Source organism: Staphylococcus devriesei, from assembly GCF_002902625.1.
In the GTDB taxonomy this organism is placed as follows: Bacteria; Bacillota; Bacilli; order Staphylococcales; family Staphylococcaceae; genus Staphylococcus; species Staphylococcus devriesei.
Window position 1 is genome coordinate 38,814 of the sequence record NZ_PPRG01000020.1, and the last position, 17,378, is coordinate 56,191.

Annotated in this window: 13 protein-coding genes; 3 read left to right on the top strand and 10 right to left on the bottom strand. The window is 32.3% G+C overall.

The annotated features are described in order from the left end of the window. Window positions 1-51: 51 nt before the first annotated feature. The 3 genes from CD147_RS03045 to CD147_RS03055 all read right to left on the bottom strand — a co-directional run bounded on the left by CD147_RS03045 (window position 52) and on the right by CD147_RS03055 (window position 5,739). Window positions 52-2,220: a bifunctional glycosyltransferase/CDP-glycerol:glycerophosphate glycerophosphotransferase gene (locus tag CD147_RS03045; protein WP_103165985.1), complete on the bottom strand. Its 2,169-nt coding sequence runs from the start codon at window positions 2,218-2,220 to the stop codon at window positions 52-54. A gap of 27 nt (window positions 2,221-2,247) precedes the next feature. Further along, window positions 2,248-3,738 (bottom strand): glycosyltransferase, encoded by a 1,491-nt coding sequence (locus CD147_RS03050; protein WP_103165971.1) that lies wholly within the window; start codon window positions 3,736-3,738, stop codon window positions 2,248-2,250. A 273-nt stretch (window positions 3,739-4,011) separates the two neighbouring features. After that, entirely contained in the window at window positions 4,012-5,739 is a 1,728-nt protein-coding gene (locus CD147_RS03055; RefSeq protein WP_103165972.1) for an ABC transporter ATP-binding protein, read from the bottom strand. 187 nt (window positions 5,740-5,926) lie between these two features. On the opposite strand from CD147_RS03055, the gene pbp4 reads away from it, so the two are divergent. Then, window positions 5,927-7,219, top strand: coding sequence for a penicillin-binding protein PBP4 (gene pbp4, locus CD147_RS03060; protein ID WP_103165973.1), 1,293 nt, complete (start codon window positions 5,927-5,929; stop codon window positions 7,217-7,219). A gap of 92 nt (window positions 7,220-7,311) precedes the next feature. On the opposite strand, the gene tagD is transcribed toward pbp4, so the two are convergent. The 4 genes from tagD to CD147_RS03080 form a co-directional block, all read right to left on the bottom strand. Beyond that, window positions 7,312-7,710, bottom strand: coding sequence for a glycerol-3-phosphate cytidylyltransferase (gene tagD / locus CD147_RS03065; protein ID WP_103165974.1), 399 nt, complete (start codon window positions 7,708-7,710; stop codon window positions 7,312-7,314). 110 nt (window positions 7,711-7,820) lie between these two features. Further along, window positions 7,821-8,885, bottom strand: coding sequence for a glycosyltransferase family 2 protein (locus tag CD147_RS03070; protein ID WP_103165975.1), 1,065 nt, complete (start codon window positions 8,883-8,885; stop codon window positions 7,821-7,823). Then, the gene (tarB, locus tag CD147_RS03075; RefSeq protein WP_103165976.1) at window positions 8,882-9,967 is read right to left on the bottom strand and encodes a teichoic acid glycerol-phosphate primase TarB; all 1,086 of its coding nucleotides are present in this window, start codon (window positions 9,965-9,967) and stop codon (window positions 8,882-8,884) included. The genes CD147_RS03070 and tarB overlap by 4 nt, the downstream gene beginning before the upstream one ends. 263 nt (window positions 9,968-10,230) lie before the next feature. Next, window positions 10,231-11,043 carry an ABC transporter permease gene (locus CD147_RS03080; RefSeq protein ID WP_103165977.1) on the bottom strand — a complete coding sequence of 271 codons (813 nt, stop codon included), beginning with the start codon at window positions 11,041-11,043 and terminating at the stop codon, window positions 10,231-10,233. Between the two features lie 318 nt (window positions 11,044-11,361). Here CD147_RS03080 and tagH point away from each other — a divergent pair, with 318 nt between their 5' ends. Then, entirely contained in the window at window positions 11,362-12,156 is a 795-nt protein-coding gene (gene tagH / locus CD147_RS03085; protein ID WP_103165978.1) for a teichoic acids export ABC transporter ATP-binding subunit TagH, read from the top strand. A 278-nt stretch (window positions 12,157-12,434) separates the two neighbouring features. On the opposite strand, the gene tarA is transcribed toward tagH, so the two are convergent. Then, on the bottom strand, window positions 12,435-13,208 hold the full coding sequence (gene tarA / locus CD147_RS03090; RefSeq protein ID WP_103165979.1) for an N-acetylglucosaminyldiphosphoundecaprenol N-acetyl-beta-D-mannosaminyltransferase TarA: 774 nt from the start codon (window positions 13,206-13,208) through the stop codon (window positions 12,435-12,437). 213 nt (window positions 13,209-13,421) lie between these two features. Here tarA and CD147_RS03095 point away from each other — a divergent pair, with 213 nt between their 5' ends. After that, window positions 13,422-14,165, top strand: a complete 744-nt coding sequence (locus CD147_RS03095; RefSeq protein ID WP_103165980.1) for a M50 family metallopeptidase — start codon at window positions 13,422-13,424, stop codon at window positions 14,163-14,165. A gap of 97 nt (window positions 14,166-14,262) precedes the next feature. Here the strand turns inward: CD147_RS03095 and CD147_RS03100 are convergent, their stop codons facing one another. Both CD147_RS03100 and CD147_RS03105 read right to left on the bottom strand, forming a co-directional pair. Next, the gene (locus CD147_RS03100) at window positions 14,263-14,910 is read right to left on the bottom strand and encodes a metal-dependent transcriptional regulator (RefSeq protein ID WP_103165981.1); all 648 of its coding nucleotides are present in this window, start codon (window positions 14,908-14,910) and stop codon (window positions 14,263-14,265) included. A gap of 235 nt (window positions 14,911-15,145) precedes the next feature. Next, window positions 15,146-17,188 (bottom strand): cation:proton antiporter, encoded by a 2,043-nt coding sequence (locus CD147_RS03105; RefSeq protein WP_103165982.1) that lies wholly within the window; start codon window positions 17,186-17,188, stop codon window positions 15,146-15,148. Window positions 17,189-17,378 lie beyond the last annotated feature (190 nt).

Consider the following 17,378-nt stretch of genomic DNA (forward strand, 5'->3'; position numbering starts at 1 on the left):
CCTGCTATTTTTAAGATTTATGCTAAAATCTCTGTTTTGCTAAATAATAACTTATTTATTTTTTTCAATATCGTTATAGATATACTCACCGATAAATTGAGAAGATTGACCCTTTTCAATAGAGCAAAAATCATTATAAAATTTCTCAATTTTATCTTTATATTTCACTTTATGTTGATCTAATTGTTTTAATTCTTTAGCTAATTTAAATTCATCTGTAATGATTTCGCCTGGTAAATCATTCATATAATCCATATAGAAACCACGTAAACCTTTGTCATACTTTTCAATATCATATGCAAAGAAGAATTGTGGACGTTTTAAGATACCGAAATCAAACATCACTGATGAATAGTCAGTGATTAGTGCATCAGAAATAAGATATAACTCAGAAATATCATTATAATTTGATACATCAATCGCAAAGTCATCAAATCCGTTTAAATCTAAAGCATTCGCAATTAGATAATGCATTCTTAACAAAATCACATAGTCATCGCTAAGTTCTTTTTGAAGATTAGCAAGATTAATTTTTAAATCAAACAAGTACTGTCCTTTTTTAACAAACTCGTCATCTCTCCACGTTGGCGCATACATAATTACCTTTTTACCTTCAGGTAAGTTTAAGTCACGTCTAATTTGATTAAGATATTCAGTATCATCTTGACGATTAACTAAAACATCATTTCTTGGGTATCCAATTTCCCAAATTCTATCTTCGTCCATCCAAAAGGCTGTTTTGAAAATGTCTGAAGAATATCTATTTGGAGATACTAAATAATCCCAACGAGATGCTTCAGCATAAAAGTTTTTCTTATAGTTCGCCGTCGTTGTTCCTGGCATTCTAACTACTTTCATATCATTCGCTAAACGCTTAAGCGGTGTACCATGCCAAGTTTGAATGTAGGTTTGATTATCTTTTTTATTTAAATAGAGTGGCAACCTAGCATTCGAAACCCAATATTTAGCTTTAGCATACGCTTCATAATATTCTTTAGAACCTTTTTTCACTTTAGTTGCATTGCCTGGAATGACATTATTATCTGGTTTTGAAAATACCCAAATATAGTTAAGGTGCGGGTAATGTTGTTGCATATATTTATAAATATATTTAGGGCTATCACTATAATTTTTACCGCCAAATGCTTCAAACACAATCGTGTTTTCATCAACAATATCTTCACTATCGCTTAATTGATATCTCGAACGCTCTTTCATCTTACTATTAGTAATAATATTTTTAACTAAACGTGTTTTTTTCCGTAAACCATTTATATATTTAGCATTTTCGACATTGTCCATAGCTAAGAATAGTACTTCAAGGTTATACAATACTTTTCCGTCATTAATAATATTCCATTTTAACGCTTTAATTACTTTAATAAGTGGCTTTTCAAGTGTAATATAGCGTGATTTAATATCTCTCAATGATGGATCAAAGCCCGTCTTAATTTCATTTTTCATTTTTTGAATTAAAAATCTTTTAACTTTCTTATCCTCTGTTCTTTGCATTGCATCAAAGAAACTATTTACATGGTCTTCAAATTTATTGGTAAAATCTTGTCCACTTAATGTATTACCATTAAATGGGTCATACACTTCGCCACGATAGTAGAACGGAAAATTAGTGATTCTTACAAAGCTTTCAGCATGCTTTAAATAATCTAAGGTAAATGAATTATCCGTATAGATGTTTAATTCTTCATTAAATCTAATATTGTGTGCTTTGATAATCGCATTTTTAAATAAAATATTACATACAGATTCTTTTCTTAAAATCGTATTAGGGCTTTTCTTATGAGATGCGTATTGCAAACGTACTTTATCTTTATCCACATATTGAGCACGTTGCGTAGTAAATTTATGAATTGGTGCAATTAAAGTATCTAAACCGTTTATATGACGTAAATAAAAGTCAATTGCGTATGAGGCTAATTGGTCATCTGCATCAAGGAACATAATATATTGTCCGTGAGCTTCGTCTAAAGCAATATTTCTAGCATGCGCGTGACCACTATTTTCTTTTAATTGAATAAACTTAACGTCTTTATCATAATTTTTTAGTTCTTTTTGTAAAATTTCTGTCGATTTATCAGTAGAGCCGTCATCTACAATAATAACGTCAAAGTCTTGATTTCTCTGGCTTTTTAAACTATTGATACATTCATCAATATATTCTTCATTATTATAATACGTAATAATAATTGATAATTTATTCAACATAATTCTCTCCATTTTCTAATTGTACTAAGTATTTGTTATGTCATCGAGGAGTGCTTGATAATTTTCGAGCGCTTTTTTTGTATCAAATTTTGTACTTAATTTTACATCTTTGAAGTCTTTATTTCTAGCCATTTCTATTCCGTTAGCAAATGATTCTATATTATCTTTTTCGACTAGTATACCATTTTCACCATTAGTAATTAATTCACTAGGGCCATAGCGCATATTATAAGAAACTACAGGACAGCCAGTATTTATACTCTCCATTACTGTTAAGGCAAAACCTTCATATTGACTCGTCAATAACGAAGCTTTAACAGTGTCAAATACTTTCTCCGGTTGGTCCGTATGACCTTTAAATTTTACATTGTCTTTAATATTTAACTTAGCGACTAATTTTTTTAATTTCTTCAAACTTCCGTCTTTATCATTACCATAAATCAATAATTTTGATGTGTAGCCTTTCTTTAAATATATATCGAATGCACGAATAATATGATCAATTTGTTTTTCTTTCGCGATTCTACCAATAAAGCAAAACTGATCTTGGACATTTTCACGAGTCTTTGCTTTAACTATATCCAGAAAATGAGGAATGACATCTATTTTATCATCATTGATTGCAAATTGTGATTGAATATCATTTTTTTGATAATCGGTTAAGACAATATATTTATCGATTGCTTCATTCTTTTCAAGCGCTAATTGATAAGATTTACGTATCTTGTCAGTTATAAAATGATTGCTATGAAATACTAGGATACGCTTAATATTATTTTTACATTCGATAAGCGATCTATCTAATAAACGTGCATCATTAAATACAATGCTACCATCTTTTAAAACTTGATTATAATAATATGTGAATAACGCTTTCTCGTTTTTAAAGTTTATTATCTTATTTTTCTTTTTAAAATAATTTATTTCGATTAACTTGTTGTCTTCATTATTATTGAAGCTTTTATTCAAGTACATTTTACCTTTTCGATCATAATATTCTTCCTTAAACTTAAAAGTAGTTTTCTCATCATAGTAAGTTATTTTATGTAATTTACCATTTAACGTATATTCTTTCCGTTTACTAATATTAGACGTTTCTTTAATGATAGTATCTTCGTATTTAATCACATCGGAGTCTTTATAATATTTTGTAAACATAACCCGAGTCTTTGCTTTATAATATGATACGTCATCCCCATGTCTTTCAGCTTTCAACCCTAATACTTTAATTTTAGATTTAATAGCTACTTTATCAACAAAGGAAGGTGTCGTCGGTTCTTCTAACAATTTATAATTAGCTAGCCAATCATACATATTATCTAATTTTAAATTGTCAGTTATAAAACCTTTTCTTCTAAAGATTTTATAAACGTTTTTATAATTTGCATTATAGTTAGTAGTTAAAATGGTTGATGGCTCGTTTAATTTCTCTTCCAAAAATTTTATTCTATATAATAATACTTTTGTTCTTCCGCCATGCACTGGAGGCAATGTTGATGTTATCGTGTATAGCATAGTCTTTCACTCCATTCTTTACCTCTCATATAGTGTGTAAGTTTTACTATTATGCATATAGTTTCAAAAAAACACATATATACTATTGATGTTGATTATTTCACATTCGTTAAGTGAACTCAATCCAAAGCTATGTTATTTGCAAAAATTGAAAAATCGAAAATAGAATAAACAATAAATATTTTTTAAAGTATAGCTAAAAAATAACTCTACATTGATTTTTAATTACTGCAAAACCAACGTAGAGCCACTTTATTATTCTTATATATTCAATTATTCACTTAAGTTTTGTGTTGATACGAATTGACGATATTTTTCATGATTCGCCATCAATTCTGAATGTGTACCTTTGCCGGTCACTCTACCTTGATCTAGGAAAATAATTTGACCAGCTTTTTTAATCGTTGAGAGTCGATGTGCAATTACAATTGTCGTGCGACCTTCCATTAAAATTTCTAAGGCTTCTTGAATTTTTTGTTCACTTTCACTATCTAAGTTCGCTGTTGCTTCATCAAGTAATAAAATATCAGGATTTTTAACGAAACTACGTGCAATATCAATACGTTGACGTTGTCCTCCAGATAACTTGAGGCCGCGTTCTCCAACTAACGTATCGTAACCATCATCAAATTGCATAATAAAGTCATGACAGTTAGCAAGTTTAGCATATCGAATTAGCTCTTCATCAGAAACCTCACGATTAATTCCATACAGAATGTTATCTCGAATCGTACCACTCATCATCGAATTAGATTGCATAACGTAACCAATTTTTTGACGCCAATTCGTAACCGGTATATCGTAAATACTTTGTTCACCATATTTAATATCGCCCGCTTCAGTTTCATACATACGTTCGATTAAGTTGAAGATAGTACTTTTTCCTGAACCAGAAGGCCCTACAAAAGCGCTCACTTTACCTTGCGGAATGTGGAATGATACATCGTTCAAGATAGGTTGAACATCGTATTTAAAGTTAACCTTTTCAAAAGCTAACTCACCATCAGTAATTGAAACATTAGCTACTGGTTCTAAATCTGTCATTGGTTCAACGGGTTCTTGCATAATTTCGAAAATTCGACTACTAGCACCGACTGCTTTTTTATAGTCTGTCACTAATGTAGATAGATTCATTAATGGCATAGATAATTGCATCACATAAAATATCATAGCAATTAAGGCACCCGCAGTAATCGCACCAGTAGCAATTCTAATTGCGCCAAACCCTAAAATAACAGCAATCATAAGCAACATAATGACACTTGAAATCGGTTGAATAACAGCTACTATTTTGGCTTGTTTTAATCCTAAATCATATATTGCTCTTAGGTTATGATGCGCATTATTCAATTCTTTGCGCTCTGTATTAGATACTTTTACTAAGCGCATTTCTGTTAATACACGTCCTAGTAAACCACTAAAGTTAGCTATTTCTGTTTGAGTATTAATCGAGATTTTTTGCATTTTTCGACCTAATGGAATCATAATCGCCATAAATATTGGAATAGCGATAAAGGTTAATAACGTCATTTGCCAGTCCATAATAAATAGCATGACAATAGATCCTACTAATGTAATAACTGCTGGTAAGAGTTGTGGTAATTTTTGCGAAATAAATTCATTAATAACTTTTGTATCGTCAGTTAAACGGCTCATCAGTTGTCCACTTTCATTTTTATCGAAAAATGGCATTTTTAATTTAATAATGTGTTCCCACAGAATCGAGCGAATATCGTAAATCATTTTCTCGCCAATTTTACTTAGTAAGTATATGCCTATACCACTTAATAACGCATTGACTATAAATATGCCGGCAAATAGTATAACGATATTCCAATTGATACTGCTTGTTGAGAATTTGTCGACTAGACGTCCAGTAAATAATGGAATAAGTAATCCACTTATACTGCCTAATGAGGAAATAATAATAGCAGTAACAATCAGCGCGTACGGCCATGATAGCCGTTTAAATAAGAAAAATAATGGATTTTGCCCTTTCATAAACTAACCCTCTTTTATATTCATTTTAAATTATATTGCTTCTATCTTACGTTTGATGAAGTTAATCTCAGACAATCAACCGTACTTTCAGACCCTATTTCCTTGTGAACAATTCAATTATGTTTATATCAACATTTTGTTATGTTAAACTATTTTCACTGAAATTTTTAGCAAAAGGAAAGAAAGTATGACACGAATTATTACACTCATCCTCAGTATGCTCTTAACGGCTACTATTATAACACCAATTACGAATGCTGCTGAAGAAACGCTCACCCCTACTGAAATAACTCGTCAATATGGTTACCCGAATGTCACAGATGCCTATCAACCAGAAAGTGCTATCAACGTCAGTCAATCTGGTCAAATACTTTATAGCTATCAGGCAAAACATAGATGGCATCCCGCTTCTATGACTAAGCTTATGACTATGTATCTCACGCTTGAAGCCGTCAACAAGGGCCATCTTTCGCTAAATGATAAGGTACATATTACGCAAAGACATTATCGAATGTCAACTTTACCAGAACTTAGTAATACTAAACTATATCCTGGTGAAACATATACCATTAAAGAGTTACTTCAAACTACAGTTTCTAATTCAAGCAATGGTGCAGCATTAATCTTAGCAGAGGAAGTTTCAGGTAATGTGAATGACTTTACTGATTTGATGAATAAGAAAGCGAAAGCGATTGGTATGCATCATACTCATTTTGTTAATCCTACTGGTGCTGAAAATAATAGATTAGCAGAGTTCGCTCCTTCAAAATACAAAAGTCAAAACGTCACTACCTCTACGGCAAAAGATTTTGCTATACTTGACCATCATGTGATTAAAGAAACACCGAAGATTTTATATTTTACAAAGCAATTAGCACCTACACAACATGGTGTGACATATTATACATTTAATCATTCATTAGAAGGTGCCAAAATGAGCTTAGAAGGCACAGATGGGTTAAAAACCGGTTCAAGTGATACGGCTGATTACAACCATACCATCACTACGCAACGTGGCAAGTTACGCATTAATCAAGTCCTTATGGGAGTCGGAGATTATAAGAAGTTAGGTGGTGAAATGCAACGTAACATGATAGGTAACGCACTCATGAACCGTTCATTTAATCAATATGAGTATAAGAAAGTGTTATCTCAAGGAACCCATGAGATTAACGGAAAGACTTATTACGTACAAGACGATTTGTATGATATCATACCTCAAAATTTCACTCCAAAAGATTACAAATTTGTAGTGAAAAATAGAAACGTCCATTTAAATTATAATCGACAATTCTTAGCAAACAGCGATGGCCCTCCTAGTGTCAAAGTTACACGTCCTACACTACACAAGGCGAGTACATTTGCTCAACATATGTGGCATAATTATCCAACACTGACTATTCTTGTTGGAATTTTAATTTCTATTATTTTGATTTTTATTCTTTATTCAATTGGTCGCTTGATGTTCAAACGTCGCTAATTTTTTAAAATTAAAAAATTGCATCCCTCACAAGCGTTATGTTACTACTTACGCAAATGAAGGATGCCATTTTTAATTATTACTACATATTGTTATTTAGCGTCTTTACCGTATAATTCTTTTTTAATTTGAGTAGTTGAAATACCTTCAGTACGTTTTAAGTATACAACTTCACACTTATCTTTTAAGAAATCGAATTCGCCTTCCCAGTCATGACCCATTACAAACACATCAACATCAAATCGGTCTACGTCAATTTCTTTTTGTCCCCAATCACTTTCAGGTATAACTAAATCTACATAGCGAATTGATTCTAGCATCATTTTACGTTGCTCAAAATCATAATAAGATTTCTTATTTTTAATTTGGTTAAACTCATCTGTTGATAACGCAACAATTAAGTAGTCGCCCATTTCTCGAGCTCTTCTTAATAATTCAATATGACCATAATGTAACAAGTCATATGTGCCATAAGTAATTACTCTTTTCATAGCTAGTTGTCTCCTTAACTAATTTTTTAACAATTCTTCATAATCTTAATGTAGCATAAATAAAATTTGCATACCATTATTTCTATAATGCGCTCACTTAATGCGTTGAGTTACCTTTTTAATATTTTCTTTAAAGATTGTTTACCATTGAATGCTAATTTTTTGGGCATAACTTGTGCTTTAAAAAGTAAATACCTAGGTCTCCCAATACCTACATTAACAAGCGTTTGGCGCCACTTTTCATAATTGTCTTTATCCCAATGTGTCGCACCTTGTTCGACTGCTTGAACGATTCTAAATAATGCATCACCTGAATAATTAGTATGTTGCATGTCTTTAATATATTGCGTTACTTTATCAATAAATTGTGATGTTATTCGACTATATTTTAATAAATAGGCTTGTATCAAATAACTTACAATTAAATTATCCATACGGTAGCTATAATATGCTTTCTCATTTGTTAATAATAGCATTTCCATTACACGTTGACGCACACGTCGTGCATCTTCCAAATAAGATAAGAATGTATCGGCACGGCGATCCGTTATTGATCCTTCTCTTTCATTGTAACCATATACGATTAAAGGAAGAAGTTGGATATCTCGTGCCGTTAAATAAGCACGCGTAATAAAGGTATGTTCCTCGCAAAAAACAACATCTTCATCGAAACGTAAGTCTTTAAATTTTGAGTTAAATAATTTACCGCCTGGGCCTATAGATTGCAAAATTTCAGGGGCTTGCGCTAACGTTACCATTGCATCGCGATTTATTTCTTCATGTGTAGGCACAATCTTCCAATCACCGTTTACACCTCGCCCAATTTGCCCAATTACAATATCAACGTTCTGGTCGCTTTCATAGTAATTTATCATTTGATCTAATCTTCCAGGTAAAAATTGATCATCTGCATCTAAAAACATAAACGCTTCGACATCATCAGCCAGTGCGGCTAAACCTACATTTCTACTATTAGCAGCGCCTTGGTTGTCTTGATTATAAATTACAAGATGTTTAACTTCTTTTTGTAATTGCATTAACACTTCTCTAGTGCGATCAGTTGAACCATCATTGATACAAATAATTTCCACTTCATGCGTAGTATCAATCGATTTAACAGCCTTTCGAATCGTATGTTCTGCATTATATGCTGGAATAATCACGGCTATTTTCATTCTTTCACCAACTTTTCAATAAATTGTATTGTCTGTTCTAAACTATTTAAACTATTGTAGCGATGCCAATCTTTGAATAATGGACGTAGATGCATCTCATTTTTAATTTTGCGTATCAATTCTTCTTCATTATTCACTTTATACTCTTGCGGTATGCCATCGTAAAATCGATTTAATCCTCGCACGCGTCTATAGTTTTCTTCATCATATACATAAAATAACGTTGCTTTATTTAATAAACTAGCTTCAATCGGTAAGGAACTATAATCACTAATAATTACATCAGCCATAATCATTAACTCTGAGGTAGGAATCTTTGGTTTGTAACCACTAATTGAAGGATGTAGCTGATTAATCAATGTATAGTTCGGTAGTTCCTTTTCAAAATAAACTTTATCTAACTGACGATTATCTGAAGCATCTTCTCGATACGTTGGCACATATATCGCCAATTTATTAGGAATATTATAATATTCTTTCAATCGTGCTTGCTCAGCCTTAAGGTCGAAATTCATATAGTTAACTAAACGTGGCAATCCTAGTTGTAACATTTGATTGTCTGTCGCACCAAATGATTCTTTAAAACATTCACTCATCTCATCTCCACCAATAAGATAATAATCTGTGGCATCGTACACACGTTGATACTGTTTCACCATTTTAGGATTACTTAAATCAACCTGATGGTCGGTTAAGCCAAAGTTTTTTAATGCGCCGGAAGCATGCCACGTTTGGATAATCGTCTGGCCTTGTTTCTTAGCGTATCCACCAAGCATTAAATAATACGTATCGACGACAATTACTTTAGCACTACTTAACGCTGCAATGTGCTTTATAACATTTTTATTCCCAGCCGGTAAGAACGTCGTATGTTTAAGATTGGTTAAGCACGCTTGCTCTTGAGCTTTCGCAATTACAGTAATCTTATAGCCTTTATTACTTAATTCTTTAATAATCGGCATCATATCTTCCGGAAATGTCATTAAACATACAATTTGTGTTTGGTTAACCTTTTTCCCTTTGAAAATAAAGTTCAATACCGTAATCATCAACATATACATACTTTTAATAATGATTCGCATACTTATACCTCTCAATTTTAGTTATTTACAAAATAATAAATCCTTACCTCCATCACAATATCGTGTAATCTTTAGCCAACTCCTATATTAAAAGAGGCTGAGCCATTAATAAAAAAATGGTTCAGCCTTTAATTATGGCAGTAGTTGTCTGAAATGAAGATGCGTTCGAGCCTCACTTTCTTCATTCCTAGTCAACCTTGCCGGGGTGGGACAACGAAATCTTTGAAATTACATTAGATTTCTGTTCTACTCCCTTTTAAAAATTATAAGAAATCAGCGAAATGATCGCGATATTTACGATGCAAAATAGATCCTAATACAAAGAAGACTAAAATGACTATTACGTTATATAGGAATAATCTCCAATGCTCAATAAAGTACCACTGATGGAATAAAATAGCAGCGCGATATGATTGTGCTAAGAAGTAAACCGGATTAAATTTCATAATATCATTAATCACACCACTAACACCTGTATCTTTAGGTATCCATAAGATAGGAGACATATAAAACAGAATTCTTAATAACGCTTGCATTACCATTTGTGTATCACGCACAATAATACCTAATGTTGAGGTAAAGAGTGCTACCGAAGCGGTAAAGAAAAATGTAAGTGGTACATAAATTAATAACTGCACAATATGTATCGAAGGAATAATTCCATTTCCTAAACATATGGCAATAATTAACGCTAGTAAACCTATGTGCCCATAAAATTTACTTGTAACTGTATATGTAGGAATAATTGATAACGGGAAATTCATCTTAGCAACCTGATTAAATTTCATAGATACTGATTTCGTACCTTCAAGAATTCCTTGGTTTACAAAGAACCACATGCTTATACCTACTAATAACCATAAGATAAATGGCACGCCATGAATAGGCGCGTTACTACGAATACCCATACCAAATACAAACCAATATACCATAATTTGTAAAGCAGGATTGAGTATTTCCCAGGCCATACCAAGATAGTTATTCTTATTACTAATTTTAATTTGGAATTGTGCAAGTCTTTGTACTAAATAAAAGTTTTTGATATGTTCTTTAAAAACTGATCCTACTGCCGACATTGAAATAAACCACACTTTCAATTAAATATCCACACTGGCATTTAAATTCTTTAATTTGTCATTTGAATAACTTTATTATATAGTATTTCTTCAAAAGTTTAATATATTTATACGTACTATTGAATTCACATTTCATTTTACTCGTTCAATTATCGAAAGTCTCGTAATTATGAATTTCATTTTTCAAAATGCAAAATTTACTTTATGATAACTAAACTATTCAAAATCTCTAATACACTTTACACTAGGTTAATAAATTTAACAACACTTGTGTAATGTATTATAATCTATATGACTACTTATAAGAAAGGAATAATCATGAGCGTATCCGTTAATATTAATAATGTGACAAAAGAATATCGCATTTATCGCAATAATAAAGAACGCATTAAAGACGCCCTGATCCCTAAAAATAAGAATAATACATTTTTTGCTTTAGACGATGTATCAATAACTGCCCATGAAGGTGACGTTATTGGTTTAGTTGGTATTAATGGTTCTGGCAAATCAACGTTAAGCAATATGATTGGTGGTTCATTATCTCCCACTTCCGGGAATATTGAACGTAATGGTGAAGTCAGCGTCATCGCTATTAATGCCGGTCTAAATGGTCGATTAACTGGTGTAGAAAACATTGAATTTAAAATGCTATGCATGGGCTTTAAAAAGAGAGAAATCAAAGAACTTATGCCTCAAGTTATCGAATTTAGTGAATTAGGAGAATTTATTTATCAACCCGTTAAAAACTATTCAAGTGGTATGCGTGCAAAATTAGGTTTCTCGATTAATGTAACAATTAATCCTGATATTTTGGTGATTGACGAGGCATTATCCGTGGGGGACCAAACTTTCACACAAAAATGTTTAGACAAAATATATGAATTTAAAGAAGCCAATAAAACTATTTTCTTCGTTAGTCATAATATTCGACAAGTTCGTGAATTTTGTACTAAAATTGCTTGGATTGAAGGCGGTAAATTGAAAGACTTTGGCGAAATTGATGATGTTCTACCAAAATATGAACAATTTTTAAAAGATTTCAAGAAAAAATCAAGAGCTGATCAGAAAGCATTTAGAAAAGAGCTTGATAAAAAGCGTTTCGTTGTAAAATAAAACACTAAGTATACCCAAAGTTACAGAGACGTTTAGAATATAAATTCCAAAATAATAGCGTAGAGGCTGAGCCATTAATATAAAAAATGGTTCAGCCTTTAGTTATGGCAGTAGTTGTCTGAAATGAAGATGCGTTCGAGCCCCACTTTCTTCATTTCTAGTCAACCTTGCCGGGGTGGGACGACGAAATCTTTGAAATTACATTAGATTTCTGTCTCACTCCCTAGATTTTTGTCCCACTCCCTAGATTTCTGTTCCACTCCCACGCTTTTGTATTTTTACTTCTTGTTATTATTCTTTTTCATTTTTCTTTGAACTTTCAATACTTTAAACATAAATTTTGGAATACTTCGCATACGACCAATACGCTTCCAATCGATTAATACGCGATAGACCCATTCAATATTAAACCGTTGAAATAGTTTTGGGGCACGTTTTTTAGTATTACTAAATATTTCAAACGAGCCACCTACACCCATTAATACAGTTTGTTCGAACACATGACTATTTTTCTCTATCCATTCTTCTTGTTTAGGAAAACCCATGCCCACAAATATATAATCCGGATTAAAACGTTTGATTCGTTTAATTACTGTTTCATCATTTAGATTAATATATCCATGATGATAGTCAAATTGTGCTTGAGGATATCTGCGTTGCAAATTAGCATAAGCTAATTCTATTACTTCATTTTTAGCGCCAAGCAAATAAACTTTTTGTTGGTTCGTGTGAGCTATCTTCAAACAATGTTCCATCAATTCTATTCCCGGCACTCTTCGTTTTAATGGTGTTTTCAATCTATTTGCAGCTTTAATAATGCCCGTACCATCTGGCACAATATAATCTGCACTATTAATCAATGTTCTATAAGTAACATGTTCCGTTGCATAATCTACAATCTCAGGATTAGCAGTCACAATAAATAAATTCTCTTTAGATTCTTGTGTAAAAAATGACTTAACATTTTCAATCATATCTAACATTGTGACATTATCGAAATGCACGCCTAAAATATCTACCTTGTCAGTTTTATTTTTTGTTTGATCACACATTAAAGCAATCTCCTTACTTTCCGAACGTTTTCATTTTCATATATTATATGCAAGTATAACAAACATACTTAATTTTTCCTCTTACTTATATCTACAAATTGATTTGTAGACTACGAATGTTTCAAGCTTAAAAATACGGCTAAAGTCCAAACGCCAAAACATTATCTTTAGCTTATAATGGAAACTATAATCTAAGATTGAATGAGGTCAACTATGCTCTATTTAGAAAATTTCTTTACTACAGTTATCGAATTAAAGCTATATTTAATCATGATTATAGCTATTATATATATTATTATCCATCAAAATAGACAACATCAATTCAACCAATATGTAGATGTCTACCTTAATTATATTCCAGTGTTAACTCATGAATTTGGCCATGTCTTATTCAATAAAATGAGTGGTGGCCGTGCTAGAGACTTAGTCATCGTTACACGTCCCAAAGAAAGATTACAAACCATGCAACAAGGCTACGCAATCACCCAATCTAAAAGCAGTTTAGGACAAATCATTACAACCTTAGGCGGTTATATAATGCCTCCAGTAATGCTTTTAATTGGGTTAAGCGCGGTACACTATGGGCATCCAAGTCTCTTTCTTACTGCTTATATCATCATTTTTGTATACTATTTTATTCTAACATCTCGAAAGTTGTCACCAACTATTGTATTAATCATACTAATAGCAGTTTTATATTTTTTATTACATCATGAAAATCAAGCGACACTTTATTACTTAGTGCTCTTCATTTATCATCTAATATTAGGTGTATTATTAGGTGAGGTCTTACAATCCAGTTGGACCATATTTAAACTTACTTTTCAAAAACCATCTCCAAGTTGGGATGGCCAAACATTAGCAAATATGACACGTATTCCGGCAATATTCTACAGTATATTATGGATTGTAATTAATTTCTATTCTCTTTATTTAATGTATCAATATGCTTTCTAAATTCAAAATGTATAAAACAATCTCCAATAAGACTGTTAACGTCCTTATTGGAGATTATTCTATATTATATAATATAAGTACGTTTTAAAACGTCAATTTATGCTCGCTCAGCAAAGATATTCATCGCATTATCATAACTTAAAATTGTAATGACTTCATTGCGTTTAACGATAATGACCTTATTCGTTTCATCTTTAGTAACTATTTCCACTTCATTACCTATGGAAATATCCTTACTTGACAGATATACAAGTAACTCTGTTTTATCCCGCACGCGCTTAATCGCTACAGTATCCCCAGGCTCATAATCTAAAATTGAGGTCGTGTATTTCTCAACAAAATGACTATCACGCGGAATGATGCCGCCATGCGGACATGATTCAGGATAATTTAATATTTTATCTAACCTTTCAACAAATAAATCGGAAACTCGATGCTCTAGGATTTCTGCTTCTTGATGGACTTCTTCCCAATTATATTGTAAAACTTCTATTAAAAATAACTCCAACAGACGATGGCGTTTGATAATACCTAGCGTATGTTTTAGGCCTTCATCTGACAGTCTGACACCTTTATAATGCTTGGTTTCAACGTATCCGGCTTTCTCTAGACGCCCTACCATTTCACTAACTGAAGGAGGCTTAATATTCAAATACTGAGATAATATTTTATTTGAGACAAAGGATTTATCTCCACCGTTCGCTAATATTGCTTTAAGATAATCCTCTTTTTCTTCAGTTAACATCATTTCACCTCACACATGCATTCACTTTATTGTACCATGATTTTGACCTTAGTGTTATGCCCTCAATATTGAAAAATTAGTATTAAATAGTCTTAATCTTCATATATAGGGTAATCGTTTATGTTAACATTTTCAAAAATAAAGAGTGAGTTGGAACATTAGTCATTTGCCTTCTACACAAATTCTAATATTTATTTCCAACCCACTATATTTAATGTTTGATAAGCAACTTGTTTTAATCCGTTAAGCTATCTACGATAACCATTTCATCATAATTTATCGCTTCTCTTAATTTCAATGCTGTACTCTCAGTAATTTCATCATTGTCAACTAAGTTAGCTAAAATACGTCGTTGCTCTCTTAAAGCATTTAATTTAATTTTGGTAATTGAATCTTCCGCACGTGTGTTAAAGAAATTAGAAGGAGATAAGTTATCAATTCTCATAAGATAACCATCACAAATCATTCCCACTTCTAATTTATTATCTTCGTTTGCCTCATTAACTAGACGACTTACTACATTATAATGGACAAGCTTGTTAATCTTAGATAATTCCATCAAGTTATCCGTTACACTTAATGATGAAGCCGCATTTGTACGTATACGTATACGACGTTTTAAGAGCATTGCTCTTACGCCAACAATCATACGACGAATTAATGAAGCTTGTTTATATACTTGAGTTCGTTCAGCGTAGCGCATATAGTTTTCTAAGACACTCGCCGTAATTTCACCTTTATTTGCTAATTGTTCAAGTGTTTTAGTCTCTACATTAAATGCAATACGTTGAAGTCGTTCAAGTTCTTTTGAGTTTTCGTCATCCTTTTCAACGGAATTAAGGAAAGTCAATTTATCATGATATTCTTTAATCACGTTGCCGTAACGATAACTCGTTTCGAATGCAGAATGTTGATTTAAATAGTCTATAACATGTTCAAGAATATATATTCTGGCTTCTTTAAAGTTCATACTTCCGATTTTAGCTTTCGGTTTACTAGACGTCACGAACGGTAGAAGTACTTGTGCTATAACAAGACTGATGATGACCATACCTGAAGAAATAAATAACAAGTCATTACGATAAGTAAATGCATGATGATTTGCTAAATAGTACGGTAATGTTAGTGCGATAGCCAATGAAATTGTACCGTGCACGCCACATAGTGTCATGATTAAAGCATACATACTACGTTTAGGCGGTTTTTCTTTCTTCTTATCTTCACCCTCATCATTCATTAATTTTTGGAATGGACTAACAGATAAGTAGAACCATGGATATAGAACATATACCCATATAAATCTAAATAGATAAACAGCCAAGGCTACTAAGGCAGTAATAGCAACTAAGAATAATAAGTTATGTGGTTCAGTTTTTACAATATTTCCAATAACTTCTGGAACTAAAAATCCTAATATTGAAAAAACAAAACCATTTAATGCATAACCTAGAATATTCCAAGTATGGTTGTAACTCATTTGAAGACGTGTCCGTGTTTGAGCAATACGATCACGTTCAAATCCATGCACTAGACCAGCAACCACTGCAGCGATAATACCTGAGGCGTGGAACATTTCTGCCACTAAGTAAGTCACAAAAGGTGTCAGTAACTGTAGAAATGTAAACATATTAATGTTTTCAATACCACGTCTAGTAAGCGTCAAACGGAATCTTACAAGTGCAATACCTATAAGCAAACCGACAATTGCCCCGCCAATTGAAGCAATTAAGAATTGTTGAACCGCTTCAAATAATGAAAATGTTCCAGTAATTAATACACCAACTGCAATTTTAAAAGAAATGATACCAGCCGCATCATTAAGTAATGATTCGCCTTCTAAAATAGTCATAGCGCCTTTCGGTAGGACTTTTCCTTGAGTAATAGCTTGCACAGCTACGGCATCAGTAGGACATAGAATGGCAGCTACAGCAAATGCCGCGCCGATTGGCAAGTCGGGCCAAATCCAATGAATAAATAACCCAACACCTATCACTGTTGTGATAACGAGCCCTAATGCCATTAACATAACTGGTTTAATATAACGACGTAAGTGAACTCGAGAAACATTAACGCCTTCTACGAACAGTAAAGGTGCGATGGTCGCTACCATAAATAACTCGGAATCGAAGTTAAATTCCACAGGCACTGGTAATAAAAAGAGGAGCATTCCTAATGCAATTTGTATGAATGCTAGAGGTACTTTAGGAATAAAAGTATGAACAAAGGAGCTTATAATAACTACAGCCAGAAATATCAGAATCGTTTCAAATATTTCCAAACTTCCACCCCATTATTTTTTGTTATTTAATTGGAGCAATAAGACGAACAAAGTGCGAAATGTTTTTCTGTTTATTTATATTCAAAATGATGTATCTTACACTCTCAATTGATTAATTACTATTTTACCATTAATACGTAAGTGACGTAACTAACTTGCACTATCTATAATCTGTCTCTTATACACATCT